Source organism: Citrobacter sp. RHBSTW-01044 (assembly GCF_013781945.1).
GTDB classification, from domain to species: domain Bacteria; phylum Pseudomonadota; class Gammaproteobacteria; order Enterobacterales; family Enterobacteriaceae; genus Citrobacter; species Citrobacter braakii.
Genome location: NZ_CP056180.1, coordinates 3177914 through 3203364 on the forward strand (window position 1 = coordinate 3177914; position 25451 = coordinate 3203364).

General features: G+C 52.4%; 32 protein-coding genes. 5 read left to right on the plus strand and 27 right to left on the minus strand.

Annotated elements, in window-relative coordinates; all coding sequences use genetic code 11:
* Positions 1 to 39 precede the first annotated feature (39 nt).
* Positions 40 to 762, minus strand: coding sequence for a nitroreductase NfsA (nfsA, locus tag HV352_RS15475; protein WP_016156098.1), 723 nt, complete (start codon positions 760 to 762; stop codon positions 40 to 42).
* On the minus strand, positions 746 to 1036 hold the full coding sequence (locus HV352_RS15480) for a YbjC family protein (protein WP_075847021.1): 291 nt from the start codon (positions 1034 to 1036) through the stop codon (positions 746 to 748). Before HV352_RS15480 ends, nfsA begins: the two co-directional genes overlap by 17 nt.
* A gap of 172 nt (positions 1037 to 1208) precedes the next feature.
* Here HV352_RS15480 and HV352_RS15485 point away from each other — a divergent pair, with 172 nt between their 5' ends.
* Complete coding sequence (locus HV352_RS15485; RefSeq protein ID WP_016152408.1) at positions 1209 to 1472, plus strand: GrxA family glutaredoxin; 264 nt, start codon at positions 1209 to 1211, stop codon at positions 1470 to 1472.
* A gap of 34 nt (positions 1473 to 1506) precedes the next feature.
* Here the strand turns inward: HV352_RS15485 and HV352_RS15490 are convergent, their stop codons facing one another.
* Positions 1507 to 1887 (minus strand): inner membrane protein YbjM, encoded by a 381-nt coding sequence (locus HV352_RS15490; RefSeq protein ID WP_016152407.1) that lies wholly within the window; start codon positions 1885 to 1887, stop codon positions 1507 to 1509.
* Between the two features lie 269 nt (positions 1888 to 2156).
* Here HV352_RS15490 and HV352_RS15495 point away from each other — a divergent pair, with 269 nt between their 5' ends.
* Positions 2157 to 3842: an aspartate:alanine antiporter gene (locus HV352_RS15495; RefSeq protein ID WP_016152406.1), complete on the plus strand. Its 1686-nt coding sequence runs from the start codon at positions 2157 to 2159 to the stop codon at positions 3840 to 3842.
* A 289-nt stretch (positions 3843 to 4131) separates the two neighbouring features.
* Here the strand turns inward: HV352_RS15495 and HV352_RS15500 are convergent, their stop codons facing one another.
* The 23 genes from HV352_RS15500 to HV352_RS15605 all read right to left on the minus strand — a co-directional run bounded on the left by HV352_RS15500 (position 4132) and on the right by HV352_RS15605 (position 21896).
* Positions 4132 to 4629, minus strand: coding sequence for a hypothetical protein (locus tag HV352_RS15500; RefSeq protein ID WP_143370746.1), 498 nt, complete (start codon positions 4627 to 4629; stop codon positions 4132 to 4134).
* 592 nt (positions 4630 to 5221) lie between these two features.
* The gene (locus HV352_RS15505) at positions 5222 to 6925 is read right to left on the minus strand and encodes a hypothetical protein (RefSeq protein WP_181634851.1); all 1704 of its coding nucleotides are present in this window, start codon (positions 6923 to 6925) and stop codon (positions 5222 to 5224) included.
* Positions 6925 to 7470: a hypothetical protein gene (locus HV352_RS15510; protein ID WP_137397120.1), complete on the minus strand. Its 546-nt coding sequence runs from the start codon at positions 7468 to 7470 to the stop codon at positions 6925 to 6927. Before HV352_RS15510 ends, HV352_RS15505 begins: the two co-directional genes overlap by 1 nt.
* Entirely contained in the window at positions 7442 to 8167 is a 726-nt protein-coding gene (locus HV352_RS15515) for a hypothetical protein (RefSeq protein WP_181634852.1), read from the minus strand. The genes HV352_RS15510 and HV352_RS15515 overlap by 29 nt, the downstream gene beginning before the upstream one ends.
* Positions 8157 to 8744: a tail fiber assembly protein gene (locus tag HV352_RS15520; RefSeq protein WP_181634853.1), complete on the minus strand. Its 588-nt coding sequence runs from the start codon at positions 8742 to 8744 to the stop codon at positions 8157 to 8159. Before HV352_RS15520 ends, HV352_RS15515 begins: the two co-directional genes overlap by 11 nt.
* The gene (locus tag HV352_RS15525; RefSeq protein WP_181634854.1) at positions 8744 to 10336 is read right to left on the minus strand and encodes a phage tail protein; all 1593 of its coding nucleotides are present in this window, start codon (positions 10334 to 10336) and stop codon (positions 8744 to 8746) included. The genes HV352_RS15520 and HV352_RS15525 overlap by 1 nt, the downstream gene beginning before the upstream one ends.
* 10 nt (positions 10337 to 10346) lie before the next feature.
* The gene (locus HV352_RS15530; protein WP_137397116.1) at positions 10347 to 10934 is read right to left on the minus strand and encodes a phage tail protein; all 588 of its coding nucleotides are present in this window, start codon (positions 10932 to 10934) and stop codon (positions 10347 to 10349) included.
* Positions 10927 to 12111 carry a baseplate J/gp47 family protein gene (locus HV352_RS15535; protein ID WP_181634855.1) on the minus strand — a complete coding sequence of 395 codons (1185 nt, stop codon included), beginning with the start codon at positions 12109 to 12111 and terminating at the stop codon, positions 10927 to 10929. The genes HV352_RS15530 and HV352_RS15535 overlap by 8 nt, the downstream gene beginning before the upstream one ends.
* A complete protein-coding gene (locus HV352_RS15540) occupies positions 12108 to 12437 on the minus strand; it encodes a DUF2590 family protein (protein WP_181634856.1) in 330 nt (109 codons plus the stop codon). The genes HV352_RS15535 and HV352_RS15540 overlap by 4 nt, the downstream gene beginning before the upstream one ends.
* Positions 12434 to 14401 (minus strand): phage tail tape measure protein, encoded by a 1968-nt coding sequence (locus HV352_RS15545; RefSeq protein ID WP_181634857.1) that lies wholly within the window; start codon positions 14399 to 14401, stop codon positions 12434 to 12436. Before HV352_RS15545 ends, HV352_RS15540 begins: the two co-directional genes overlap by 4 nt.
* 187 nt (positions 14402 to 14588) lie before the next feature.
* Positions 14589 to 14846 (minus strand): putative phage tail assembly chaperone, encoded by a 258-nt coding sequence (locus tag HV352_RS15550; protein WP_021293731.1) that lies wholly within the window; start codon positions 14844 to 14846, stop codon positions 14589 to 14591.
* Positions 14833 to 15021: a hypothetical protein gene (locus HV352_RS23735; protein ID WP_230121678.1), complete on the minus strand. Its 189-nt coding sequence runs from the start codon at positions 15019 to 15021 to the stop codon at positions 14833 to 14835. The genes HV352_RS15550 and HV352_RS23735 overlap by 14 nt, the downstream gene beginning before the upstream one ends.
* A complete protein-coding gene (locus tag HV352_RS15555; RefSeq protein ID WP_181634858.1) occupies positions 14951 to 15331 on the minus strand; it encodes a hypothetical protein in 381 nt (126 codons plus the stop codon). The genes HV352_RS23735 and HV352_RS15555 overlap by 71 nt, the downstream gene beginning before the upstream one ends.
* Positions 15331 to 15672 (minus strand): M15 family metallopeptidase, encoded by a 342-nt coding sequence (locus tag HV352_RS15560; RefSeq protein ID WP_181634859.1) that lies wholly within the window; start codon positions 15670 to 15672, stop codon positions 15331 to 15333. Before HV352_RS15560 ends, HV352_RS15555 begins: the two co-directional genes overlap by 1 nt.
* Positions 15669 to 15962, minus strand: coding sequence for a phage holin family protein (locus HV352_RS15565; RefSeq protein ID WP_048225932.1), 294 nt, complete (start codon positions 15960 to 15962; stop codon positions 15669 to 15671). Before HV352_RS15565 ends, HV352_RS15560 begins: the two co-directional genes overlap by 4 nt.
* Before the next feature lie 9 nt (positions 15963 to 15971).
* Positions 15972 to 16427, minus strand: a complete 456-nt coding sequence (locus HV352_RS15570) for a phage protein (RefSeq protein ID WP_000044253.1) — start codon at positions 16425 to 16427, stop codon at positions 15972 to 15974.
* Positions 16424 to 17551 (minus strand): DUF2586 domain-containing protein, encoded by a 1128-nt coding sequence (locus HV352_RS15575; RefSeq protein ID WP_181634860.1) that lies wholly within the window; start codon positions 17549 to 17551, stop codon positions 16424 to 16426. The genes HV352_RS15570 and HV352_RS15575 overlap by 4 nt, the downstream gene beginning before the upstream one ends.
* The gene (locus HV352_RS15580) at positions 17548 to 18255 is read right to left on the minus strand and encodes a hypothetical protein (RefSeq protein WP_181634861.1); all 708 of its coding nucleotides are present in this window, start codon (positions 18253 to 18255) and stop codon (positions 17548 to 17550) included. The genes HV352_RS15575 and HV352_RS15580 overlap by 4 nt, the downstream gene beginning before the upstream one ends.
* Positions 18252 to 18758 carry a phage tail protein gene (locus tag HV352_RS15585; RefSeq protein ID WP_181634862.1) on the minus strand — a complete coding sequence of 169 codons (507 nt, stop codon included), beginning with the start codon at positions 18756 to 18758 and terminating at the stop codon, positions 18252 to 18254. The genes HV352_RS15580 and HV352_RS15585 overlap by 4 nt, the downstream gene beginning before the upstream one ends.
* Positions 18755 to 19207, minus strand: a complete 453-nt coding sequence (locus HV352_RS15590) for a head completion/stabilization protein (RefSeq protein ID WP_024143839.1) — start codon at positions 19205 to 19207, stop codon at positions 18755 to 18757. The genes HV352_RS15585 and HV352_RS15590 overlap by 4 nt, the downstream gene beginning before the upstream one ends.
* A gap of 96 nt (positions 19208 to 19303) precedes the next feature.
* Positions 19304 to 20005: a phage terminase small subunit gene (gene gpM / locus HV352_RS15595; protein WP_181634863.1), complete on the minus strand. Its 702-nt coding sequence runs from the start codon at positions 20003 to 20005 to the stop codon at positions 19304 to 19306.
* A 3-nt stretch (positions 20006 to 20008) separates the two neighbouring features.
* Positions 20009 to 21031, minus strand: coding sequence for a phage major capsid protein, P2 family (locus HV352_RS15600; RefSeq protein WP_003838043.1), 1023 nt, complete (start codon positions 21029 to 21031; stop codon positions 20009 to 20011).
* Between the two features lie 61 nt (positions 21032 to 21092).
* Positions 21093 to 21896, minus strand: coding sequence for a GPO family capsid scaffolding protein (locus tag HV352_RS15605; RefSeq protein WP_181634864.1), 804 nt, complete (start codon positions 21894 to 21896; stop codon positions 21093 to 21095).
* 161 nt (positions 21897 to 22057) lie between these two features.
* Here HV352_RS15605 and HV352_RS15610 point away from each other — a divergent pair, with 161 nt between their 5' ends.
* The 3 genes from HV352_RS15610 to HV352_RS15620 are packed head-to-tail and all read left to right on the plus strand — an operon-like array spanning position 22058 to position 25211.
* Positions 22058 to 23833: a terminase family protein gene (locus HV352_RS15610; RefSeq protein ID WP_181634865.1), complete on the plus strand. Its 1776-nt coding sequence runs from the start codon at positions 22058 to 22060 to the stop codon at positions 23831 to 23833.
* The gene (locus tag HV352_RS15615) at positions 23830 to 24891 is read left to right on the plus strand and encodes a phage portal protein (RefSeq protein ID WP_000038862.1); all 1062 of its coding nucleotides are present in this window, start codon (positions 23830 to 23832) and stop codon (positions 24889 to 24891) included. Before HV352_RS15610 ends, HV352_RS15615 begins: the two co-directional genes overlap by 4 nt.
* Positions 24888 to 25211: an ogr/Delta-like zinc finger family protein gene (locus HV352_RS15620; protein WP_012602735.1), complete on the plus strand. Its 324-nt coding sequence runs from the start codon at positions 24888 to 24890 to the stop codon at positions 25209 to 25211. Before HV352_RS15615 ends, HV352_RS15620 begins: the two co-directional genes overlap by 4 nt.
* Here HV352_RS15620 and HV352_RS15625 read toward each other — a convergent pair.
* Entirely contained in the window at positions 25185 to 25382 is a 198-nt protein-coding gene (locus HV352_RS15625; protein ID WP_001742468.1) for a hypothetical protein, read from the minus strand. The two genes, HV352_RS15620 and HV352_RS15625, sit on opposite strands and share 27 nt — an antisense overlap.
* Between the last annotated feature and the right edge of the window lie 69 nt (positions 25383 to 25451).

Below are 25451 nucleotides of genomic sequence, written 5' to 3' on the forward strand. Positions count from 1 at the left end.
CTGGTAAAAGCTGGCGTATCATACACTGCGTTAAAATCTTTAGCGCGTAGCCCATCCCTGTTTATGCAAATATTCCAGGATAAAGGGACGACTTTCTTTAATGATGGTGCGGCGAATATGGTCGCTCCAGGTGTCACGACGCGTATTGCTCCCGCGGGTCAGATAGTACTGCGCGAGCTGCTCATCATATTGCGACAAAACGTCTTTGTTGAGTGGCTGATACTGATTTTCGTGCACCACAAGCGACGCTGGCAGTCGCGGCTTGATATCCGGGTTATCAGCAGGCCAGCCGAGGCATAGCCCAAACAACGGCAGAACATGTTGCGGAAGCTTCAGCAGTTCAGTGACCGGCTCAATGTTATTTCGCAGACCGCCAATAAACACGCCGCCAAGCCCCAAAGACTCTGCCGCCGTCAGCGCATTTTGCGCCATCATCGCGGTATCAACAACGCCCAGTAGCAGTTGTTCCGCCAGCCCGAGTTGCGCGTCAGGGCAAATCTGCAAATGGCGATTAAAGTCAGCGCAAAACACCCAGAACTCGGCGGCCTGCGCCACATGTTTTTGTCCGCCGGATAAAGTAGCCAGTGATTCACGCAGGGCGTTATCCGTTATGCGAACGATGGTTGTGCATTGTAAAAAACTGGAGCTTGAGGTCCCCTGAGCGGCGGCAATAATCGCCTCCCGCTGCGCATCCGAAATGGCATCATCGGTGAAATGGCGAATGGAACGGTGGCTACGAAGTAAATCAATGGTTGGCGTCATCTCTTTTTTCTCTGTCTGAAAGTGAAGAATCACCGGGGGTTCGTGACATCAGCTGCGGCGCAACCAGTTGAGCAATACGCCACGTTAATACCACCGCGGCGGGAAGCATCAGCAGCACACCCAGAAATATCATCACCACGCAGGCTAACGGACTGCCAAGCGGTGCGGGTAAAGTGAGGTAATCGTTAAGCGATAGCAGCGCCAGCGATAACAAAACCATCCCGATTATTTCCAGCATCAATACGCTTTTGGGTAATGCACCAATTGCGCGCATAAGCGGCCTCCCGGCGAAATGGCTTTCATTATAAAACGTTCCGGCTTGTCGTGTTTAACAGTTATAGCTTGAGGATATCAAAGCAACAGGCTGAACCTGCTTTTCATCTGTCACAAATCGCGGCATCATAACAAGTATTGCCATCCGGCCTGATAAGTTCGAGGAGAGAGAGATGTTTGCCGTTATTTTTGGTCGTCCAGGGTGCCCGTATTGCGTGCGCGCAAAAGAATTAGCAGAAAAATTAAGCAATGAGCATGACGATTTTAACTTCCGCTACATTGATATCCATGCCGAAGGTATTACGAAAGCCGATCTGGAAAAGACGGTAGGTAAGCCAGTTGAAACCGTTCCGCAGATTTTTGTTGATCAAAAACACATCGGCGGCTGCACGGATTTTGAAGCGTGGGCAAAAGAGAACATGAATCTGTTCGCCTGATCGCCGTTTCTACGCCCTCCGCTGGAGGGCGTCTTCAGTTCTTTTTCCGTCGATGATGCTGATTGAACAAGTTGCTGATAAACAAAAAACACAATGCGCCAAGCGCGCACCAAAACACCGCACTAAACAACCACGCCAGCTCTTGCCACAACGAACGCGTCGGCATAAAAACGAACCGCATCAGTAACAGACAGCACGGCGCCGCCAACATGGCACCAAGAAGGGGTTTGAGCACCTCCCGACGATGGGAGAAAAAGCTTGCTGCAGCACCAGGCAGGATAAAAAACAACAATCCGACCTCAGGATGCCCTGCCGCTCTGAATGCCCCTTTCACGTTCAGCGTTAATGAAAGACACACCACAATAAAGAGCACAAAGCAGCAGACCGCACCCGCCCAACTTTGCTTATGTTTCAATTGTTCCTCCTGACACATTCTCTATCGAACACTCTTTTCGCCCGCAGGCGTCCAGTCAGATAAAGTAACCAGGCATTCCATGCCAAAAACACACTCACACGATTCTTATAGCCGTTGATACGTAATGAGATTAAACTAACCGCATATATTGTTATGCTGCATTATTTGGGGCTGTGTACGAAGCTGTCGCCCCTTAATTTCTGGCAAAAACATTAGCGTAAATTGCCATTTCTTTCAATAGCTTACTAGTAAACAAGAAGTTAGTCTCCGTGAATATAAACGTCGCAGATTTGTTAAATGGGAATTACATCCTGTTATTATTTGTGGTCCTGGCACTGGGCCTGTGTCTGGGTAAATTACGTCTGGGTTCAGTCCAACTCGGTAATTCCATTGGCGTTTTAGTGGTGTCCCTATTATTAGGTCAACAGCACTTTAGTATTAACACCGATGCATTAAATCTCGGCTTTATGCTGTTTATTTTTTGTGTCGGCGTCGAAGCCGGTCCCAACTTTTTTTCGATTTTTTTTCGCGATGGGAAAAATTATCTAATGCTTGCTCTGGTGATGGTCGGCAGCGCCATGCTGATCGCCCTGGGGCTGGGTAAGCTATTTGGCTGGGACATCGGCCTGACGGCAGGTATGCTGGCCGGCTCGATGACCTCAACGCCGGTGCTGGTCGGCGCGGGTGACACCTTGCGCCATTCCGGAATGTCGGGGACATCGCTTTCAACCGCCCTCGATAACCTGAGCCTCGGTTATGCGCTCACCTATTTGATTGGTTTGGTCAGTCTGATTGTTGGCGCGCGCTACCTGCCGAAACTTCAGCATCAGGATCTGCAAACCAGCGCCCAACAAATCGCACGTGAACGAGGTCTGGACACTGATGCCAACCGTAAGGTTTATCTGCCGGTAATTCGTGCCTATCGCGTTGGCCCGGAACTGGTGGCATGGGCCGATGGCAAAAATCTGCGCGAGCTGGGTATCTATCGCCAGACCGGTTGTTACATTGAACGCATCCGTCGCAACGGCATCCTGGCCAACCCGGATGGCGACGCGGTACTGCAAATGGGTGATGAGATAGCCCTGGTAGGTTATCCGGATGCGCATGCCCGCCTCGATCCCAGCTTCCGTAATGGTAAAGAGGTGTTCGATCGCGATCTGCTCGATATGCGCATCGTCACTGAAGAGATTGTGGTGAAAAACCACAATGCCGTTGGCCGCCGTCTGGCCCAGTTGAAGCTGACCGATCACGGCTGTTTTCTCAACCGCGTGATCCGTAGCCAGATTGAAATGCCTATCGATGATAACGTCGTGCTTAATAAAGGCGACGTGCTGCAGGTCAGTGGGGATGCTCGCCGCGTCAAAACCATTGCCGATCGTATCGGCTTCATTTCCATTCACAGTCAGGTGACCGATCTGCTGGCTTTCTGCGCCTTCTTTATCATCGGTCTGATGATCGGGATGATCACCTTCCAGTTCAGTAATTTCAGCTTCGGCATCGGGAATGCGGCTGGACTGCTGTTCGCTGGGATCATGCTGGGCTTCCTGCGTGCCAACCATCCAACGTTTGGCTATATCCCACAGGGGGCGCTGAACATGGTCAAAGAGTTTGGCCTGATGGTATTTATGGCAGGCGTCGGTTTAAGCGCGGGCAGCGGCATTGGCAATGGCCTTGGCGCCGTGGGTGGTCAAATGCTGATTGCCGGCCTGGTTGTCAGCCTGGTGCCGGTTGTCATCTGTTTCTTATTCGGTGCTTACGTATTGCGCATGAACCGCGCCCTGCTTTTTGGCGCCATGATGGGCGCGCGTACCTGCGCTCCGGCAATGGAAATCATCAGCGATACGGCACGCAGCAACATCCCCGCATTAGGCTATGCCGGGACCTACGCAATTGCCAACGTACTGCTGACATTAGCGGGGACACTCATCGTCATTGTCTGGCCTGGGCTTGGTTAGCGCTGAAATTTACTCTTAAACGAAAATTTTTTGCAGGTAAGCAGAACTTTTCTTCAAGACGTCAGTCATAACTATTGCCACTGCTTTTCTTTGATGTCCCCAATTTGTGGAGCCCATCAACCCCGCCGTTTTGGTTCAAGGTTGATGGGTTTTTTGTTGCATGGAATTTAAAACCTTTAAAATCAGGTTGTTATGGCGATATCTTTGTGTGATTGGCGACAAAATGGCGACATCGAAAACAACAACCAGTGAGCTGCCTTCCCGACCTACGAACATTAAACTGACCTAATCAGCCGATATCCTTCAAGGCAATGGAGTTCAGTTCAGCCAGTTTTTCAGCTGCTAATATTTTTAGACGTTCAGAATGATGAAAGATGATGTCTCGGATACCTTCAGCATCTTCCCCCTCAAATTCTCTATAGTCGAATGTAGAGACAGACTTAGCGTCATTGATGAAAGCCTTTAGCTTTAATAACATTTCTTCACTAAAATACATTGAACATGAGTAAGTCACTGCTATAAGTTCGCGCATGGTGTCACGAAATATCACATCATCAGCGAAGTGTCCGACGTCTTCCTTGTATTCAATTACTCGATTCTTACTGTTTGCCAGCCCCCAAAAACCAATGTTTTCGACTGAACTTAGTGCTGTGGAGTAAGCCTTCAGTTTTGCATCCCAGAACTTCTCTTTCTGATACTTTTTATAACCCCAACGACTACCAAACCAGGCACCCGCAAATCCGACAACAGCAGGAAACATTTTTTCAATAATCCAAGGTAAATCCATAAAACCTCGCGATAGCTCTGTTATGCACACAATATACCCTGGCTCTGCTCGCTTAAAATTCATGATTTACTTACCAACTCAAATTTTCAGTTTCTCTTCTTGATGTAACAACTCCCCAGCCCGCATCAGCTCTGGCTTTCAACCACTTTCAGTATTTTCATGCAGTAACACAAACGATCCTCCCGACTGAAATAAAATTAATTTTCCCCTTATTTTTCTGTTGGTTATATTTTTTCTAGATCCTTCACTGATCCATGAAACTGAAAAACACTGAAATTCCTTTCATTCTTTTCAGTTCTGGTTTTCTGCGAAGCTGCCAGAACTGGCGCTGTCTGGCTGTCTGGTTTGTAGAAAAATAAAACTGAAAAATTTTATCGATCAATAAACCGCAGGCGGGTGCGGTGTAGTGCCGTTTTTGTCTGCGAAAGATTTATTTTGTCAGCGTATAGCGCCGTCAGCGTCACGTGATAGCACAGATCCTTTTGTGGTGTTACGCTGTCGCGGTCAGATAAAAGAAGCGCTTAGAATGCGTCTGGTGAGGTCTGGGAATGGGTACAAAAAAGCCCGCATTACGCGCGGGCTGATGGGATGATCAGGCGATTATTTTCTGGTACTTACTCCGGGTCTGTCCTGCCCTCTCTGCCGTCTGGGTAAATGCTCCGGCATTGGTTGGCGTACCAACGCTGGGGTGTGAATGGCTCGCACATTGCTGCGCCAGCTCTGCCAGTAAATCAATGGTGTCCAGCATCATGGTCAGCGTGTTGACGCTCTCACTGCCAATATGGACGGTTGGCCCCATAATCTGCTGACCGCCCGCCGCCACCGATTTACGCAATGCGGCAATCTTTTCAGTCAGGGTTCCCCCCACATCAACATCCACGGCTCCGGCCACCTTAGTGGACTGTTTCCCGGCTATGTCAGTTTCGTCATTCCCTTCAATGCTGACCAGCCTGTTGCCTTTCACGGCCTGGCTATAATCCCCTGCACTGACCTGCTGAATGGCTCCGGCCATCAGGGTGGCGGTACCCAGCACCATGGTTTTGTCAGTGGCTTTAACCGTCGTTTCACGGCTGACCAGATCACGCTGTTCTGTATCGGCTTTAACCATCCGCGCCATCGATGTTTCACTGATAGTCTGATCGGTCTTTCTCACCCAGTCGCCAGCCTGAGTGACACGCTGCGACACTTCCGCCCGCTGCTGTTGCAGCTGCTCGCCGGGTTTAACATCCGGCAAACTGGTACCATCCGGCAGCGTCTGCCTGATAAAAGGCTTATCCGGGCGACCTCCGGTAAACGCAACTTCAACCAGCGTCCCTTCTGGCGGGAACTGGAACATGCCGGAGTCATTACCGGCCATAGGTACCGGCAGCGGCACCGCAGAATAAACCGGCGTCTGGTTATCCGGGTTGCCGTCTGCATCAAGCAGTTGCACATCAACGGCATAGCGCGGCCGGAACGGATCGGCAAAATTACCATTTTTCACGGCCTCACTGGGTGCCACCACTCTGGCCAGCTTTGGCAGATGCAGCCCGGAGGCCAGTTCCGGGTAATGGCTTTCAATCTGACGCTGTGCTGGTGTTTTCTGTAATGGCTGACCTGTTGCGCGGTTTCTGGGTGTCCAGGTGACAGCCATTGTGTCATTGGTCAGATGAACTTTGGTCACGCGCTCCCCGTTCAGCTCGACACCCGGTCGCAGACTTTGGATCACCGGCAGCGTCATGGAGTTACCGCCCTCCGCACCCTGGCTGAACTCTGCCGGGATATCGACCGGACGACCGGCAAACATCGCTTTTTCCGCACCGCCCACATACAGGGAACCATCTGGCATCTGGTACCAGATATAATCCGGGATACTGAACGCCCTGCCCAGATTATTCAGCAGCTGATAACCCGTGCCGTTATGGGTGAAATGCGGGATCGGTTTATCGCTGTAATGGGCATCCGGCACACTGACAACAATTCCGCTGTTTTCCTCCAGCCAACTGGCTACCTTGCGCAAAGTGGGATGCTGAAATGAACATGGCCACATTCTTTCAAATACGCCAACCAGCTCGCGCACAAACAGACGCTGAAAGCCGTTTTCGGCGGGTTGTGAGCGTTCCACATAACCAGTAAACCAGCGCAAAAGCAGATCGGAATACCCCACATCCAGCCGCACCAGTTTCCCGGTGTAATCTGTCACTGTCTGTGCAGTGATAAATCCCCGGCCGCAGCTGTTCAGCTCCAGCACCAGACTGGCATCCGCCAGGTGAACTTCATCCGTTGAAAGGTACAGGCGTTTAACTGGTTTCATCATTAACCCAAAGCATCATTGACGGGTTTCAGCACCCGTTTTTCAAACCACGTCAGTTTTTCTTCATCTTCCCCGGCACTCTGGCCACCAGGTTGTCCCGCATTACCGGCAGTCTGTTTTTTGGCAGACGTCTTACCTGTTGCCCTGGCTTCCCGCTTTTCCTGCACGCTGATATGTTCTGCCAGCGTGAACGTGACCAGCCAGGCCATTTTCCCGTCCTGCTGCGGGGCATCAAGCATCCCGCTGAATGTCGCCTCACGAAAATTCACGGCTCTGGCCACTTCATGCGCCACGCGGTATTTCTGGCGATTGCCTCCGGCATCCGTGGCGCTGGCCAGCTCAAAAATACGCTTCAGGATCTCCGGGCTTTTAAAAGGAATTTCGCCACTGATACGCAGCTCTTTCCCTTTTGCCCCCTGTTCTGATTTAGTTGTGGCGCTTGTCTGGCCGGACTGGTCTTTATCCTGAAACTGCTGCGATACTGTCACGCGCATGTTTTTCAGCTGGATAGCCTCGCCATTAAGCGCCAATGTTGGGATCGAAGTCATGAATCATTCCCTTTATTCCATCCAGATTGTCACCGACCAGCATCACCGCCGCGGTATAGACGGCAGACGGTTGCGGGATATCCTTTACCAGTTCCAGCAGCGTGGTGGCCGTATCGCCGGTGCTGGTAAACACCCATGCCCTGGCACTTTTTCCCTGCAAATCATTCAGCCCGCTGGCCACATCACTGATCAGGCTGTCACGCAGCTGCGTGAACTCGCCCAGTTGTTGCTTTAATCCGTCCAGGCTGAACCCCGCGCTGGCCGCTTTTTGTGCCTGGCTGACAGCTGCCGCAGACAATGCCGCCCTGCTGGTTGGCACAGACAGCGGAATAGCCACCGGCAACCCCGCCCCGGCTTTAGCGGGGATCTGCATTTTTTCGATGGCCAGCGCCGCAGCGGATTGTGCCAGGCGCTTGACCTGCGTGAATGCCGGTGCCGGGAAAACATCCACCAGACCATTGAGGCGGGTCATAAAATTCTCATGCGTCTGGCCTGTCACCATCATGAACATCACATCAGCATTCCCACCCGTTCCGGCCAGCCTTTCAGCAAGATAGCGGACGGCATTCACCGGGCTGAGATATGTCCCGTTATCCGTCTGCTGCCCCAGGCCATTAATCCACGGATGCGCCGGAACAACGGAACAATTCAGCGCGGCCAGTGAGTCAGTAAACGCCAGACGCGCTTCACGCCACATCTTCCGGTACCTCTGGCCATGTAATGGCTGGCGCATCTTCCGGCTGAATACGGTTGAGCAAAACGCGGTACTTTTTCCAGGCAGTAAGGCTTTTTTGTTCGTCCTCAGTGGCCATATCTAAATCAACAGCATCCTGCAACATAGCGATGACGTCAGCGGCCTGTTTCATCAGACCAGATTTCGTGGTTTGCGCTTCACTGACAAGCGCCTTATGTTCAGCCTCTGCATCAGCAACCCATTTAGTACCATCCCATTTTTGCCAGGCTGAATCTGGTGCAATCGTTGTTGTCCCCGCAGGATATGCGCCGGGTTCAGTGATAAATCGTGTCTTGCCCGTGCCAATGTCATAAACCACCTCACCACGATGATCCTCAACGAGACGCCAGCGCTGTTTTTCACAATCAAAAACAGGGATAAAGCCTGCTTTTGAGGCAGGCGGTTTTATCGTCGTACAGTTTGCCGGTAGCCCTGTAAATGGCGGTATCATCGCATCCCCCTTACCAATAAACTCATGCGTATCTGCTCGCAGGTTATAGACGGTAATTGTTCTGTTTTCTCCGGTCATTTCAAAAGTCATCAGGCAAGCCTCACAATGTAGTTAAACGCAATATTTTTAACGGTATTCTCTGCATTCCCGGTGGCGTGAACGGTCGCTGTATGTCCGTGATACCCCATAACCACATAATGGTTATGCGCACCGATGCCCACCCAGTGATCATGAGGACCAATCCATGTCACATGAGCATGATTACCGCTTCCCTCAATACGATCTCCCGCCGCCCATGAGATATTTGACGAATGCATTCCCAACCCCTGACCCGGGGTATCGCGGTATGCAGACGTTGAGCAATAACGAAAGTTATGGACGTGCCATCCCCCCTCAGTGGAGGACTTATTTCCGTAGTCAAAACTGGTTGTTGGTTTTGAGCCATAATCAAAAGAGCTGGTATATTTCGTTCCCAGGTCTGTATCGGAAATACTGGCTGCGTGGGCGTGCGATTTTATGCCGTCCTGTTCATACGAGAGTGCCGCGCGACCGTCCGGCTTACCCTTAATCGTCTGACCTCGCATATCCGGGATAACGCCAGCAGGGTAAGCCAGTGCCAGAAGCGGGTACGCCGCTTTATCAAATGACTGCCCCTGCATTATCGCCCAGCCATCAGGTGGATTATCTGTTGGCCACGGTAACGGAACACCAACCGGAAGGACGTCACCTCTGCTCAATATTGCCAGTTCACCCAGACCAAGGTTTTTTCGGGATTCAGCTTTATTCTTTACATCGGCTAAATTCGCATCCTTTCGCAAGAAATCACTGCTGGCCTGTTGTTCGTTCAGACTCCCCTTTGGCCGCAAATCGGTGATGTTTCCATTTACATCAATGCTGGCCACTGCAAACACGTAATGCTGTTCGCCGTTCTGCACATAGTCAGCCAGGTTTTCCGCTACGGTAATTTTGCGCTGCACATTCCAGACACTGGTCAGTGTTCCCGTCCAGCACACATCCAGCCAGACCTTTACCGGCTTAGCCGTCACAGTAATATTCTGGTTTGCGGCCAGCGATGTACGCAGCCCCGCCACATAGCCGGTGCCTTTGGTGACAAAAAACTGATTGCCGGTTTTTCCGACCAGATAACCGTCCCCAAAGAATGCCGCCGCGCCGTAAATATCCACATTCTCCAGGCGCTGGCGTTCATCCATCCCGGCCATACGCGCCGTGAAATCAATCTGCCAGGTTTCTGCCGGTGTATTAATTCCGGTTTCAGCCTGTGCACCGTTGTACTCCATCAGAAACGAACGGGTCAGAACGTTACCCTGCTGCCCTTCAGCTGTTTTCAATTTTTGCTGTACAGGCGCATGAACTATCATCGCCAGCGTACCGCTGTCCTTGTTCCGCAGACCGATCCAGTTAAAGCTGAAATCGCCCACGTCAGCGCCCAGAACGGCGGAATACACCACACCATTTTCATTCACCACGCCAGTGCGGGTAACAGGTTGCCGGTGAACAATCTGCTCCACAGGCGGCAGTGCTTCATTCCGGTCAATGGGTGTATCAGGGTTCAGCCCCGGTACATTCGCGAACACAAATTCATCCAGCACCACCACCTCTCCAGTGGCACCCTGCTGCGCTTTCCAGTGTTCAAATGCCAGCGTGATAGCTGTCTGTGACATATAAAACTCCTTACAAACCCGCGCTGAATGTCGCGCTATGGGTTTCCATACCGCTTAACGTTGCCGGATAAACCACGTATTCCCCCTGATCCCATCCAGCCCGGATGGCCAGCTTTTCCGATGTGATCACCTCAAACTGATAACGGCGGCATGTTCGCCCGTACTGCCGGATTATCTGGATAAGCAGCTGCGTGTTGTCCGCTATCTGGCTGTCTGTCACACGCACCAGGATCACATCCCAGTCAATACCTGGCTGGCGCTCCCGCAGCTCCACATACCCAATGCCCAGCCGTTCAAAGATATTGATAAATCCCTCTACGGAACCGGCATCACGGGCATTCACAAAGGCAAATGCCACCCGTTTGCGGAACAGGCTCAATGGCTCACCATCAAAGCGGGTTATGTCCCGGTCATACGCCAGCAGGTTCAGTAATGCCGGTGTGCAGGTCAGTGGATCAAACTGGTTCAGTGGCCAGGTTATCCAGCCGTAAACGTCCGCCCAGAATCGCCGGGCTGTTTTCAGCAGCTTGTTCGGCTCTCCCCGATTCATCCAGGAAGGAAGCACCATCCCGGTCAGCTTTTTCATGAACTCATTCATTTTCAAGACTCACTACCAGTGATTTCAGGCGCGGCACATTCAGCTCACTGGTAATGTCACCCAGTGAAAAAGCCAGCGAATCCGCCAGTGAAAAGGTTTTGTGGATCTCCCGTCCCAGCTGAGAAAACGAGAACCGCGAATATGGCCACGTCTTTCTGACGTCAAAATCAGCGTTTTCACGGAAAGCACAGCGGATCAGGTTTTCAATCCCGGCCTTCAGGTCGTTTTGTTCGTCGTCTGTCAGGTTGGCCAGATTTCTGACGTATACGGTCACGGCCAGATCGTGCAGGGTTTCCGGCATGGCATAACACTGCATATCGTCGCCATGGCCGTGGTGTCCATGCGTGTTGATGTAATCATTCACCGCATTCACAAACGGTGCGGAAGCCACCCCGCTGTCCAGCAATAAATAGGCGTTTGCTGTACCCGGTCCCCTCGGCGCTTCATGCTCAAAGAAAATCCGGTCGATACTCAGCCCGGCAACACCGGCAATCATTGAACGGTAAACCGCATCCGTGTGGTAATTGCCCACCAGGTTGAACTGGTTGCGACAGCGTTCACGCAGTTCATCATCACTTTCTTCATCGGCACCCGGCACTGTCAGCCAGTTTTCCTCACTGGCCACATGGCTGATACCATCCACGGCCACCGGCAGAATGCGGTAATACCCTGGCGCAAGGTTATAGGCTCCCCCGGTTCCGGTGGCTTTCACCGGTAGCAAGGCGCTGGCCGTGCCGGAAGGGATCACCACATCGGCCGTGGTCGCCAGTTCGTACACCCTGCCGTTAATGCGTTCAGTCTGGATAACCGTCCCGGCCTTAACCGTCACAACGGCTCTGGCATCTTCCTTAACGAAGCGGATCACACCCTGCGCAGCGCTGGCGGGTTTCGCCGTCACGTTCACCGCCCAGGCCAGCAGACGCAACATGCTCCCGCTGGCCGTGGCCACAAACATATTGGCCAGCACCGTGGACACCAGAACCTCTCTCAGCCACATCACCGGCGCAGTCACAATGGCCGTAATTAACCGCCAGAACGGTGACATGCGGGATGTGTTAGTGATCATGCCTTCCTCAGCCGCAATCGCATTAAAGCGATCCCGTACTTCAGATTCCGTCACCGGCATCCCGCTGGCCTTCACGACTTCCTCAAAATCAACCTGCGGTTTTTCTGTCATAAATCCACCTGTGCAGAAATACCGCCAAAGTCATAGGTGCTGGCAGTTACCCATAAACGTTTCTGGCTTTCCTCACTGATTTCCACTGTTCCCGGAATAATCCGTTCATCATCTTCAATTAATAATTCCATACGGGTAAAAATATCCGCCCGCATTGTTGGGCTGCGTTCAGCAATCAGTTCCGTTGCCAGTCCGCTTTCAATAAGGGCGTGAATAATGTCCTGCCCGATACTTTTACGGTTATTACACAGTTCAGGTTCATATCCGGTATTCAGAACAAAATCACCCTTCAGGATCAGCAAATCTATATAAAGTGGCTCACTCACGCATTTAGCTCCTGCCATTCCATTAACTGACCAGGGGACATCGCTTCTTTGGTATGGAAATGAACCTCCCCTATTTTTTTGCTGTTATCAGTGACTGATTTAGAATTGCTACTGATTGTTTTATTTATCCCGCCCTTATCAATTCCTTTTAGCTCCCCGCCAGTTGATAACGTATTTCCAGTTAATGGGGATGAAGTTGTACTGGCCATTGATATATCCACACCGGGGATTTTATTCAGCTTCTCAACAATCCAGTTCCACGACTTCAGAAAACCGTTTTTAACGGACAGCAAGACATTATCAAACAACGAGACAATACCCGTGGCCAGACCGCTTAATGCCTGAGAAGGAGAAAACCCGGTCAGCATGGAAATAAAACTGTTCCATCCTTCACTGATAAACTGCCAGGCTGAAGCAAACACCCCGGCAAGCCATGCCACTACCCTGGCGCATGCCTGAAATGCAGCGGTATCCATGACCGCGTTCTTTACCGTTTCCCAGTGTTTAATCAGCAGCCAGCAACCGGCAGCAAGTAAGGCAACGGCACCAATCACAAGCAGGATCGGCCAGCTCATCAGATTGATACCTATCCCTGCCATCATTGCCGCCATACGAACTGCCAGCAACGTACCGCGCAGAAATTTCAGCGTGGCGTTCCAGGCAATAACGGCAATGTTCACCAGCCAGACAGCTGCGGTGTAAACTTTCGTGATGGCCGTCAACGCTGTCCAGATCCCGCGCAACCCCATCATGATGAATTTAGAGACACCCATCACGATATTAGCGACTGCCCCCACAGCAGCAAAGCTGAGTAAGGCCATCGCCGCATACCCGACAACACGCGCAATGTTGGGAAACAGCTGCATCCAGCGGGCAAAGGTCTGCCCCATATCGGCCAGGCGGTTCAGGACCGGATAGAGCACTGGAATCAGCGTCAGGCCAATGACGGTCTGGATAGCCTTCAGGATTGCGACAAAGCGATCCCACGGCTTCACCATTTTCTGGGCCATTTCCTGGGTACGCTTCAGGCCATCCGCACCGCCCAGCTCGGTGATATTGCGCTGAAGCAATGCCACATTACCGTACAGGTGTTTAACCACCGCCGAACTGTCTCCAAATGCCGCATCCAGTTCAGCCTGGGCCTTCAGATTCCCTTCCAGACTTTTGCCATACTTGCCCTGTAACTTGATCAGCATTTCAGGCATGGACAGCATTTTGCCGGTGGAATCCGTGAAGGACAGCCCCAGCTTTTTACCGCCCTCAATGGCTCCTGTCATAAATCCTTCATAAGCGCTGCTGGCTTCCGTGCCCAGTGTCCGCTGAAGCTGTCCCAGCACGGCCAGCTGTTCATCCAGCCCCACGCCGTAGTTGGTACCTACGCCACGCGCCCCTTCCATCAAATCCTTGATAGCGGCCATTTCCGTGCCAAAGGTTTTGCGCATGTACACCATTTTTCCGGCCAGCTGTTCAGCAAACTCAACTTTGCCCAGCCGGTTGGCATCGGCGGAAAAGTTACCGAACATCTGCCCCATAAACTCAGCGGTTTCCGCTGCGGTGGATTTGAGCGCAAACGCCAGGGTATTGGCGACTTTCGTCACTTTCGGCAACTCATTCCCTGTCAGCCCGGCAATGGAGGCGTTTATACTTTCCGTGGACTGGACGAACTCCACCGCACTGGCGCCGTAGGTTGTACTGAAGCGCAGCGCATCACGCTGAACGGCTTTAAGCGCTGAATCATCAATCCCTTTTGCGGCCGCATCATTCAGCGCGTCATACATTTCAATGGCAGGCATCAGCGCACCTTTAATGGCCATCCCTGTACCCGCCAGCCCCAGAACTCCGCCGCCAATTTGCATAAAGGCTTCTTTTGATTTTTCAGCAAAGCCCGTTACGTTGCCCTGCGCCTGTTTTAACGGGCGGGACAATTTATCAATCAGGCTTAATGTAAAATCTAACTGTTTCATTCAGTGCCTTTAAATGCTTTAGCCACACCATTAGCCACGGCTATTCCCGTATATTCCCAGTGACGATTATCCAGCCATATAGCGGCAGCAATATCGTCAACAGAATCCTGACCATGAGGTAAATAATGACGACGGAGAATTAAATACTGTTCGAGTCCATTTCGTTCAATATCATGGACTCGCTTTGTCAGTTTTTTACTTCAATCTCCAGTTCTGGCGCATAAATATCATTTACCTTACTGACCAGTTGCAACGCTGCCCCCGGACGTTTTAATACGTCAATCAGTGCTTCTTTCGTTTCAGGGGTAACAATACGCATCAGATAATTATTTGCAGGTGCAACTTTATTATCCATTGCCATTTCATTAATCAGTTTATTGTAAGCAGTCTGATTAGGTTCAAAAACAATATCTGCACCACAAACACTCAGTTTAATTTGCTCCATAAATAACACGCTCTCTTAAATTAATTTCATCGACTAACTGATTATGACGCGCCGCACACTGGCCATATATTTCAAGGTAAACAGTCAGCAGTTCCGCTGCATCTTTACCTGTCGCCCCGTTCAGGCGCGGCAGCTGCGTGGCGCATCGTGTTTTCAGGTTTTCCTGATAACGCACGTTCGGTACCGGCGACGGCGCTGTTGTACATGCTGACAAACTCATCAGACAGGCACCTGTTAGTAAAAACCGGCTTAAGCACTTCCGTGCGGATCTCTCGCGGTTGCGCATTTCTTAGCGCCTCCAGTTTATCTTCCAGCGCCCTGGCGGAATCACTGGCAATGCCCTGCATAACCTTTCGCGATTCATTACCAGCCACCTGCGCCGCCGTATTGATTGCCAGCTCCAGACTGTCGCGCCGCCAGTCAGCTGTCAGCCAGCCCCAGACAAACGCCAGCGCCACCACAACCAGCCACTGCGCGTGACTCATCAGCGCACCCCGTTATGTTCCAGGCTGAAATGATTACCATCCGGTCTGAATTTGAAGCGCCCGCCCCAGCTTCCGCCCAGTGATTCCCAGTATTCACCCAGTGGCAGATAGTCCTCTGTACGGGTCTGGTACTGGCCATTCACAAACAGATTAAAATCCACGGCCAGACGCTGGGTGTGCAGACTGTTAGAAATGCCGCTGCCCTTCTTCGCGTTCAGCGCCGCCTGTTCCGGGGTGCGGTACGCTTCACCAAACGTCAGCCGGTAGCCGCGTTCTTCCGCCCAGTGGATCAGATTGGCCACCATAACAGTAAACAGCTGCTGCTTTTCACTTAACGTCACTTGCTGCCCCCTTTACCTAAAAAATCGATCCCCTTTCGGCGCAGCCAGGCTTCAACGCCATTCAGACCGAGAATACCCAGCGCGGAACCAATCCCGGCCAGCGCCAGTGGATGAATATCCGGGACAAAGTACAGTGCCACCCCAGCCGCAACCGACAGGGCGCTACCGACAATGACGCGCCCCGCAACCAGCCGCAGAGTTATCGGCTCCCCACTGCTCAACATTTTGCCCAGCGCAATCAGCGCCCCCATCACCGCCAGGGCAATAAACCCTTTCTCATAGTCCTGCATCCCTGCCCCCTATCCGATCAGGTTTTCCGTGGCTTCCGCTTCCAGATACGGCACACCGTTGATGTTCACGAACTTGGGACTGGTCACAAAATATTTGATTTTGTGCGTCGCCACACCGCCGCCCTTGGGATCGATATCCAGCAGATTACTTAGCTGGAGTTTGTTGCCGAACGATTCCACTTTCATTTCTTCGCTGCCCGCTTTGGCATAGAAAAGGAAATCCAGTGGAGGAATACCGCGCCACGAACCTGCGGCGCGGGCTTTGGCTGTCAGTACGCCCAGCACTTTGGAACTGACTTCAATTTCTCCCTCTGCGGCCACATCGCCATCAACATGGCCATCCGGCACACCACGGGTCTGGGCGGCGGCGCTGTTATCCGTGATATCGAGCGTGATTTTCTCGATGTGGATCAGATCGCCGTCAAGATAGGTATCAAACGACATACCCGAAATACGTTTACTCATGCAGCGGCCTCCAGACTGGCATCCAGTAACAGACTGATGGTGATTTGCAGCGGGACTTCCCAGGTGCGTACCACCAGATAAATATCCACCGTCTTTTTGTTCTTCCAGACAATGGTCACATCACCATCCTGCGGCGGCTTCACTTCCCCCGGAAATGACACGCCATTGATACTGGCCGCTGTGGACATTTCACGCAGTGGACGTGCAAACAGCGTCTGGTGTGCAGCAATGCTGCCTGGTGTGCTGTTCAGTGAACGATCCGCAATTTTGCTGATAGCCAGCAGACGTACACGACGCGCCGCTTTATCGGCAACACGCAGGGTTTCAATCGACTGGTAATCGCCGCCTTCCACATCCAGCGTTCGCCCGTCAGCCCAGTAAAAACCGTCATAATCCGGGTACCACATCGGTACACTAAAGCGCTGCGCTTCCAGTGCCTGAAGCGTGGCCAGTTCCAGTACCGCCCCGGTACCATCAACCGGCATTTCATCACTGCCCAGATTCAGCAGCGCCCCGGTTTTCACACGAGCGGGACTGTCTGCGATAGTCACGGCACGACTGCACAGACGGCCAGCCAGCACACCAGGCTCATTTCCCCACAGACGCGGGACCAGCTGCACCGCCTTCTCTGCAATACCGTCCTGAATGGCAGACACACGGGTCAGGTAATCCGCCTGGGCTTCTTCTTCCTGCATTCCCTGTACAGCCAGGATGAACCACACCCAGCGCCCATATTTGGAAATCAGCGTGGATCTTAACGTCGCCGCCTGATTCACCTGGGCTTTTGCCGTCACATCACTGGACAGCACCACCCCTTCCACCGAACACACCACCTGCGCGGCCAGAACCGCTTTCACCCAGGCATCGGCCTCAGCATCTGCGGGCAGCACATGCATAAATGCCCACCAGTTCTGACCGGCGTTTGCCAGTGCCGCCAGAACATCGTTTTTCAGCGGGCTTTCCCCTTCTCCCAGCAGTGCATCAAAATCACTCTGGGCATTCACCGCCAGCGTTTTCCCCACATTTTTGGTACCCGTACCGATAAACAGCAGCGTGCGTTCCACTTCATTGGTTTCACCCAGCAGCTGGTTTACCTGGTTCACGGTCACGTTTGGCCAGGTCATGCTTTCCCCTTAATATCCTGCGCCTTAACATCCCAGCCAAAGCCAATGGCCTGAAGCTGACGCGCCAGCGCGTTATCAAATTCATCGTCACTCATGCCCAGAAAAACACGGGCAGGAAGATCAACTGTCCAGCTGGTTTTCACCGCTTTACCGCTGAGTTTTCGAATCAGTAGCCCCGCCCGGCTGTATGGCATCGTTTGGGTTAACTCGCCCAGCGTGGGCTTTTTCCAGCGTTTACCGGTGCGTACCCGGTACCCCAGCGCCCGCAGTTTTTTGGCCTGGGCTGGCGTGGCCATTTTTCCGGCCTCCACCTTCCGTGGCTGGCTGCGACGGCTGACACTGACGCGCATCCCGTTTTGTTGCGCATATCCGACTGTCCCGGCCGGTACCGGCGTTTCTCCGTTCCGGTAGCCACCACCCTGCAAATAAATCCGCACCGCCTGAATCTCTGGCATTTCACGGATATGCAGCAGTTTTGGCAGGTTCCGCAGCATCTTCCCTTTGCGCTTCGTTTTACGCCCTGGCCACTTCTGGCCATCCGGTGCTTCCTGATTGCGAACGTGCCGTTTTGCGGCAGCAATCACGCCATATTTGGCCAGCCTCCAGATAAGACGCTGGCGCTTTTTGGGTGGCAGCTCCATGCGGGCCAGTGATTTACGCAACTCTGCCAGCTGTTTTTTATTCAGCTCACCACCGGCAATCATTCGGTACCGCCTACCGGCGCACCGGTTTCATCCACGCCGTAAATATTGGCGGTGATCGCTATCCAGACTTCAGGGTTAACCAGCGACCAGCGTTTCCCCTGCCACGGGATCGCCCCGTGTTCGTCCTCCCTGATCACCAGTTCTTCCGCCATTGGTACCGTCAGCACAATGGTGGCGGTTTCCTCATCCTCCACTGACACATCCCAGTCAGGGTCAGCTTCAGTCAGGCCGACTTCATCCAGTAATTCCCTGTCAGCCTCATCCAGCCACGCGGCCAGCAGCGACATGAGCAACTGCGGCGGACACAGGCGATACGGGAAACGCTGCCAGCTGATTACCGCGTCATAGCGAATCACCGCCTGGCGGTACTGCCCCAGCCCGTAATCCTTCGCGGCAGGGATGAACCTCATTTCATCCAGCACACTGTCAAATGACTGCATGGCGCGCGGCGGCACGTTTTGCTGAAAAAATGCGGTCAGGCTCTCAAGCTGCGTCTGGCTCATACTTTTTTCACCGTTGCCCGTTTAAGCCCCTTCATGCGACGGATCACCACTGAAGCCTCAGCCAGTAACCCGGCGCGGGTTTCCATGCTCTCCTGCCCCGGATGGGTTTCGCGCCGCCCGACAGTGGCGAACTCCCCCAGTAAATCCGCTTTTGCCCTGGCAAATACCGCTTTCATGTACTGGGCGCACAGGCTGTTAAGCCCGCCCATTTTTACGCCCGGAACATCTGCCGCCAGCGTGTGGCCTTTTGCTTTCCAGCTGGCCTCCACGTTTTCCAGCTCGGCATTCACCTCAGCGACAGCGGCCAGCAGCGCCTGACTGATGGTGTCCGCGTCAATATCGGCTGGCAGTGACCGCTGCGCCTGAAAGTCCTTCAGATTCAGATCAGGCCAGAACCCGTTATTCGTCAGCGGTTCATCCTGATAATCCAGCGGTTTTCCGCTAAACATAATTCCCCCGAAAAAGGCGGACTGGCCGGTATCCACGGCACAGCGACACACTGAGTGTTCTGCCCTCCACCGCGTCCGCCTGGCTTGCGGTAGTCTTTACCCCTGCGTCAGTTTTCGGATACGGGCGGCAATCGTCTGCCGCGCCGTTCTGACGCCGATTTTTAGATAGTATTTTTCTGCAGTGGCCAGCAACCGATCAGCCTTCTCCAGCGTTTCGATATCATCCACACTCGCAGCCGTTGTCTGGCCATCTTCGCCGCGCAGCAGCTCCAGCCCGGCAAACTTGAACCACTTGGCCGTGACCTGTTCATGCAGCCGCCAGGTACTGGCGACACGATCAAAGGTGCGGGAGAAATACGGTTCAACACTTTCCCCGCGCCCCGATGTTTCCTGCGCCCAGGCCAGCATCGTATCGGCCACGAACGTGGGAAAATTACTGCGCAACCGATCCGGGGTGGCCTGCTGCTGGCTGATTGCAATGTCAGCCCAGTCCAGCGCCTTATCCAGATCGCCCACGTCAAACAACCAGATAACACACCAGGCAAATACCGGATTGGCGTACACCTGCCCGCTTTCCAGATAGGCTTCCACAGTCGGTGTCCAGCGCGGCAGCAACACATCCCGCTTAAACTCAACGCGATCCGCGATTGTCGGCAGGTTGCGGGCATGCTCCACATCCGTTTCCAGCGCCTTAATCAGCAGATGCATGCTTTCCGTGGTTTCCAGTGCCTGGCTGCGTTTCAGCTTTTGTTCCATCGCAATGCGCTGGCTGTGACGCTGCGCGGGAGAAAGTGCCATTTATCAGCCCTCTGCTGGTTCGGAAACCTTGCCGATGGTCACGGCGGATTCATCAATGGCCGCATACAACTCCGGCACTTCAACCGCATAGCCTTCATTACGCAGGTATTTGTTTTCGAACTGCTTACGGTCTTCAACAAATTCCGCCTTACGCATGCGGGTGTTGCGCTGGGTGTAGATATGCAAATTAGAAAGCGGCGTGACGACCATACGTTTACCCGGCATAAACGGCGGGATAACAGCAGGACGGCCAGCAATAGTGCTGCCCAGCATCTGCGCCGCAATTTTCTCAGTCGGGCGGTCTGCGGCCTGATACAGTCGGTATTGTTCAGCAGCAACCAGATCAGCACCGACCAGAACCACCAGGCGCGGGTCATTGCGGAACTGAGCAGGAATCTTGGCGTTAATCAGGTCTGAAGCCATTGCATCCAGTGACTTGTAATCCCCGGCCTCATCCAGCACGACCGGATCGGTCATAATCTGATTACCACCCAGCAGCGTTTTCATACGCTCATGCCAGCCGATGTTGACATCTTCGCCGTTCGGGTTATCCGTTGGATTCGTCGTTTTGGCACGGCTCTTACCGTTAAAACCAATACGCAGCATATCCAGCGCAAACGCCTGTGTGGTAAACGCCTGGACCAGGTTGTAAAACTCGTTTTCGTCCTTACCGGCATTGGCCCAGACCGAAAGCAGATCCCAGCGCAGTGCGGCGCAGCTGTCCGTTTCAACCAGTGAATAGTCATTGCCGTCCACGCCAACCTGACGAACAAAGCGGCCATTTTCACTGCGGCCGGTATGCAGCACGGAGGAACCGACAGAAATCACCTGGCCACTCAGCTGGTCAACATCCAGACAGGTGATCATGTTCAGGAACTCCACGGACTCCAGCAGCGCCAGACGCAGCGCGTTTTCCTGCGGGTCATTCAGGGAGAAATAACGACTGGTATCACGTGCACCAAACTGCTGCGCCATACCACTCGAATATTTATCCAGTAAATCCCGTGCACGATTATTAAGGTGCATAAAACTCCCTCGCGATTAAGCGATAATAAAAATTTTTTGTACTAATTAACGTCAGAACGTATTACAGGAAATTAAATTTACCCGCATTTTCTGAAATCTTACGCCCTGGTGTACGGGTGGATTTATTACCCAGATCGTTAAAACGTTTAACGATATCTTTTGCATTATCACGAATAGCCGCAAATTCTTCGGTATCGACCACTTCCGCAATGGTATCCACATCACCCTGAACATCATTGAGCTGATTTTCAATTTTGGCTACACGGCCTTCCAGTTCGTTTACCGCGTTGGCCAGCGCCTGTAACTTATCATCACCCTGCGCGGTATCATCAGGCGGCGTTTCATCTTCAAACTTCGGTTTAATACCAAACAATTTTTGCCAGTTCTTCATTCGTATGTCCTGTTTAATTTTTCCATCACGGGAAATCACACAACTGTAATATCCCTGCTTAGATAATTTTTTGCGCCGACTACTAAAGCGCAGCCGTGTGGTGCCAACACTGGCTGGAGTATCTGTTACCGCCAGCCCCTTGAGGTATGTACGCCCACTACCGCGCCAGTTCTCATCCGGTTCAATCGAGAAGAACAGGAGCTGATCTTCATGGTTGGCGAATATTAATCGCATATTCGGGCAAAGGCTGACGTAAAGCCGCGCCAGTCCGTCATCACCATCATGCCAGGTGGCTTCCAGCACCTCCCCAAAATTACCGCAATCATCCTCGTGTTCAGGCCAGATCAAAGCGACATAGTGGTTATAGTCGTAGGTTTCCCCCATATCGATAATCCACTGGCGTTTAATCTCTCTGCCGTCAACGGTATCCCCTTCGGTAGCAACACACAGCCAGTCAGTTTTTAAATGCGACATATCCCCCCTGATTTATTCACCGACGCTGCAAATCAATTATTGCCAAATAAAACCACCACCGCATCACGCTTTATTCTGAACAATTCGGTTATCACGGATTACCGAACAGATGCGAATTAACACCGCCGTTTTTTCATAACAGCCACGGCATAATTATCTGCATGGCTAAATACTCAGAAGAACTAAAAGGCGTTGTCCGCGCACTTTATTTGCGCCGCTATACGCCAAAAGAAATTGCATCAGAATTAAATCTGCCGAATGCGCGGATCGTTTACTACTGGGCTGAGAAATACAGCTGGGCGGATTTACTCAGCTTTGAAAGTACAGAGGAGGCAATTGAACGCCGCTACCAGCTGCTGGCCAGCCGCGATAATAAAACCGATCTCGACCTGAAAGAAATGGACATGCTGATTGCCCACGCCACAAAGCTGCGTGCTCAAAGCAATAAGCATAAAGAAAAGATGGCCAGCGGCCAGAGTAACGGTCAGGCAGCTGCACGGGACAGCAACAGCGATGAACCGCGCCCCAAACGCAAAAACAGGAAAAACGATATTTCTTCTCTGACCCAGGCGGATTTTGACACCTGGGCGGAAGAACATCTTTTTGAATACCAGAAACACCTGCGCCGGAATATTGGCCAGCAGGTCAGGAACATCCTTAAAAGCCGCCAGATCGGTGCCACCTGGTACTTTGCATTTGAAGCCTTTGAAAACGCGGTCATGACAGGCGATCCGCAAATCTTCCTGTCTGCCTCCAAAGTCCAGGCGGAATACTTCCGGTCTTACATCGTCAACATTGCAGAACAGTATTTTGGCATCACGCTGACCGGCAACCCGATCCGCCTCAGCAACGGCGCTGAACTGCGTTTTCTCTCAACCAACAAAAACACGGCGCAGTCCTACAGTGGCCACCTGTACTGTGACGAATACTTCTGGGTGCCTAACTTCGCCAGGCTTAACGAAGTGGCCAGCGCAATGGCCACCCATGACAAATGGCGCACCACCTACTTTTCAACGCCATCGGCCAAAACGCACCAGGCTTACCCGTTCTGGACGGGTGAGGAATGGAAACAGGGCAGCAAAAAACGCGCGGCCGCTCAGTTCCCGTCTTTTGATGAAATGCGCAACGGCGGACGGCTTTGCCCGGATGGTCAGTGGCGCTATGTCATCACGATGGAGGATGCCATTGCGGGCGGCTTCAACCTGGCCAACATCGAGAAGCTGCGCAACCGCTACAACACCGCCACCTTCAACATGCTCTATATGTGCGTGTTCGTGGACAGCAAGGATTCCGTATTCAGCTTTTCAGACCTGGAAGCTTGCGGCGTGGAGGTGGACACCTGGCAGGATCACAACCCGGGCGCTGCGCGGCCATTTGGTGACAGGCCAGTATGGGGAGGCTTTGACCCGGCACGTAGCGGCGATTTGTCGTGTTTTGTGATTATTGCCCCGCCGATGTATGCCGCAGAGAAATTCCGCGTTCTGAAGGTTATTAACTGGAAGGGCATGAACTTCCGCTATCAGGCCAGGCAGATCGAACTCCTGTTTAAAAAATACAACTTCACCTATCTGGGAGTGGACGTTACCGGTATTGGCCAGGGTGTTTTTGACAACATCCAGCATTTTGCCATGCGCGTGGCCGTCGCCATTCGTTACGACATGAACACGAAAAATCAGCTGGTACTGAAAGCGGCGGACGTGGTGGAAAGTCAGCGTATTGAATGGGACAAGAACCTGAAAGAGATCCCGGCCAGCTTTATGGCTGTACGCCGCACCACCACGCAAAGCGGTAACGCCATGACATTTGTCGCTGACCGCAGCCAGGACACTGGCCACGCGGAGGCGTTCTGGGCAATTACCCACGCCCTGCATAACGAACCACTCAACTACGAAAACAAACCGAAATCCCGCTGGGGTGTAAGGAAAGAGGCTGCATGAGTAAAAAAAACCGCTTCGTTAAGCGCAACCCGCGCGGCGATAAGTCCAAAAAAATGAGCATCATTACATTCGGCAAACCGGAACCCGTGCTGACTACCGGCACGGATTACCGCGACATCTGGTACGACAATGCCGCCGATCACTTTACCCAGCCGATTGACCGGCTGGCACTGGCACAGCTCATCAATCTGAACGGTCAGCATGGCGGCATCATCCACGCCCGGAAAAATATGATTGTGTCTGATTATCTGGGCGGTGGCCTGACTTACGACCAGCTGGAAGCCGCGGCGTTCGACTATACAACCTTCGGTGATATCGCAATTGGTAAAATCCGCAACGGATGGGGGGATGTGATTGCCCTGGAACCTTTACCCGGCCTGTATATTCGCCGCCGTAAAGTCAGAGACAACGCCACAGACCAGCCCGGCGATTATGTGGTATTGCAGGACGGTGAACCGCAGGTATGGCCGCAGGAAGATATCATCTTTATCAAGATGTACGACCCGCAGCAGCATATTTACGGGCTGCCCGACTATATCGGCGGCGTACACTCGGCCTTGCTTAACAGTGAAGCCGTCATTTTCCGCCGCCGCTATTACCACAACGGCGCCCATACTGGCGGCATTCTCTACACGCGCGATCCCAGTATGACGGATGAAATGGAAGAAGAAATTGAACAGCAGCTGCGTGACAGCAAAGGTATCGGTAACTTCTCGACCATTCTGGTGAACATTCCAGGCGGGGATGGGGATGCGATCAAGTTTATTGAAATGGGGGATATCTCTGCAAAAGATGAATTTGCCAACATCAAAAACATCAGTGCGCAGGACATTCTCAACGCACACCGCTTTCCCGCTGGGCTGGCCGGAATTGTCCCGCAGAACACCGCTGGCCTGGGGGATGTTGAAAAGGCGGAAAGGATTTACAAGAAAAGCGAGATAGCGCCTATTCAGCGCCGGTTTATGACTGCGGTGAACAACGATCCCGAAATACCGGAAAGGCTGCACCTTAACTTTGATTTAAGTTACACAGAATCAACGGATAAGGATGCGGCATGAGGCGAAAAAGGCTAAAATCCAGGCATCATTTAACAGCTGGAGCATGGAATATGCGAGTTCTGAAAATCGAATGCCCGGAATGCGGCTCAAAGGCTGTTATTCGTAAAACAAACCGGAAGCACCGGCAGATTGCGGATATTTACTGCGCCTGTTCAGATGTGGAGTGTGGCCATACGTTTGTGATGAATCTGACGTTCTCCCACACTCTCAGCCCCAGCGCGAAAACGGGTGATGCAATGGTGCAGAAAATATTGAATGCACTGTCACCCGATCAGCGTCAAATGGCATTAGACCTACTGAAAGCGACTCCCGCCGCCTGATAAGCCCCCTTCCCGGGGGTTTTTACTTTCATATTCATCAAGTTTACTTTCCAGATCTGAAGTCAGCTCGCTTAGCCAGGCAAGTGCAATGTCCTTTTCACAGCCAGTGCAATTACTTTTGGCGATCAACCTGGTAAACAACGCAATCCGCTGCAATGCGATAGTTTCCATAAACAAATCCTGCACAAGCATCCTCCTAAAAACAGAATAACTGTATATTCATACAGTATACATTTAAGC

What these genes read in the sequence shown, in the direction of transcription:
- nfsA (WP_016156098.1), bottom strand. Translation starts at nt 762, where the DNA reads ATGACGCCAACCATTGATTTACTTCGTAGCCACCGTTCCATTCGCCAT.
- HV352_RS15480 (WP_075847021.1), bottom strand. Translation starts at nt 1,036, where the DNA reads ATGCGCGCAATTGGTGCATTACCCAAAAGCGTATTGATGCTGGAAATA.
- HV352_RS15485 (WP_016152408.1), top strand. Translation starts at nt 1,209, where the DNA reads ATGTTTGCCGTTATTTTTGGTCGTCCAGGGTGCCCGTATTGCGTGCGC.
- HV352_RS15500 (WP_143370746.1), bottom strand. Translation starts at nt 4,629, where the DNA reads ATGGATTTACCTTGGATTATTGAAAAAATGTTTCCTGCTGTTGTCGGA.
- HV352_RS15505 (WP_181634851.1), bottom strand. Translation starts at nt 6,925, where the DNA reads ATGATGAAACCAGTTAAACGCCTGTACCTTTCAACGGATGAAGTTCAC.
- HV352_RS15510 (WP_137397120.1), bottom strand. Translation starts at nt 7,470, where the DNA reads ATGACTTCGATCCCAACATTGGCGCTTAATGGCGAGGCTATCCAGCTG.
- HV352_RS15515 (WP_181634852.1), bottom strand. Translation starts at nt 8,167, where the DNA reads ATGTGGCGTGAAGCGCGTCTGGCGTTTACTGACTCACTGGCCGCGCTG.
- HV352_RS15520 (WP_181634853.1), bottom strand. Translation starts at nt 8,744, where the DNA reads ATGACTTTTGAAATGACCGGAGAAAACAGAACAATTACCGTCTATAAC.
- HV352_RS15525 (WP_181634854.1), bottom strand. Translation starts at nt 10,336, where the DNA reads ATGTCACAGACAGCTATCACGCTGGCATTTGAACACTGGAAAGCGCAG.
- HV352_RS15530 (WP_137397116.1), bottom strand. Translation starts at nt 10,934, where the DNA reads ATGAATGAGTTCATGAAAAAGCTGACCGGGATGGTGCTTCCTTCCTGG.
- HV352_RS15535 (WP_181634855.1), bottom strand. Translation starts at nt 12,111, where the DNA reads ATGACAGAAAAACCGCAGGTTGATTTTGAGGAAGTCGTGAAGGCCAGC.
- HV352_RS15545 (WP_181634857.1), bottom strand. Translation starts at nt 14,401, where the DNA reads ATGAAACAGTTAGATTTTACATTAAGCCTGATTGATAAATTGTCCCGC.
- HV352_RS15550 (WP_021293731.1), bottom strand. Translation starts at nt 14,846, where the DNA reads ATGGAGCAAATTAAACTGAGTGTTTGTGGTGCAGATATTGTTTTTGAA.
- HV352_RS15555 (WP_181634858.1), bottom strand. Translation starts at nt 15,331, where the DNA reads ATGAGTCACGCGCAGTGGCTGGTTGTGGTGGCGCTGGCGTTTGTCTGG.
- HV352_RS15565 (WP_048225932.1), bottom strand. Translation starts at nt 15,962, where the DNA reads ATGCAGGACTATGAGAAAGGGTTTATTGCCCTGGCGGTGATGGGGGCG.
- HV352_RS15570 (WP_000044253.1), bottom strand. Translation starts at nt 16,427, where the DNA reads ATGAGTAAACGTATTTCGGGTATGTCGTTTGATACCTATCTTGACGGC.
- HV352_RS15575 (WP_181634860.1), bottom strand. Translation starts at nt 17,551, where the DNA reads ATGACCTGGCCAAACGTGACCGTGAACCAGGTAAACCAGCTGCTGGGT.
- HV352_RS15580 (WP_181634861.1), bottom strand. Translation starts at nt 18,255, where the DNA reads ATGATTGCCGGTGGTGAGCTGAATAAAAAACAGCTGGCAGAGTTGCGT.
- HV352_RS15585 (WP_181634862.1), bottom strand. Translation starts at nt 18,758, where the DNA reads ATGAGCCAGACGCAGCTTGAGAGCCTGACCGCATTTTTTCAGCAAAAC.
- HV352_RS15590 (WP_024143839.1), bottom strand. Translation starts at nt 19,207, where the DNA reads ATGTTTAGCGGAAAACCGCTGGATTATCAGGATGAACCGCTGACGAAT.
- gpM (WP_181634863.1), bottom strand. Translation starts at nt 20,005, where the DNA reads ATGGCACTTTCTCCCGCGCAGCGTCACAGCCAGCGCATTGCGATGGAA.
- HV352_RS15600 (WP_003838043.1), bottom strand. Translation starts at nt 21,031, where the DNA reads ATGCACCTTAATAATCGTGCACGGGATTTACTGGATAAATATTCGAGT.
- HV352_RS15605 (WP_181634864.1), bottom strand. Translation starts at nt 21,896, where the DNA reads ATGTCGCATTTAAAAACTGACTGGCTGTGTGTTGCTACCGAAGGGGAT.
- HV352_RS15610 (WP_181634865.1), top strand. Translation starts at nt 22,058, where the DNA reads ATGGCTAAATACTCAGAAGAACTAAAAGGCGTTGTCCGCGCACTTTAT.
- HV352_RS15615 (WP_000038862.1), top strand. Translation starts at nt 23,830, where the DNA reads ATGAGTAAAAAAAACCGCTTCGTTAAGCGCAACCCGCGCGGCGATAAG.
- HV352_RS15620 (WP_012602735.1), top strand. Translation starts at nt 24,888, where the DNA reads ATGAGGCGAAAAAGGCTAAAATCCAGGCATCATTTAACAGCTGGAGCA.
- HV352_RS15625 (WP_001742468.1), bottom strand. Translation starts at nt 25,382, where the DNA reads ATGGAAACTATCGCATTGCAGCGGATTGCGTTGTTTACCAGGTTGATC.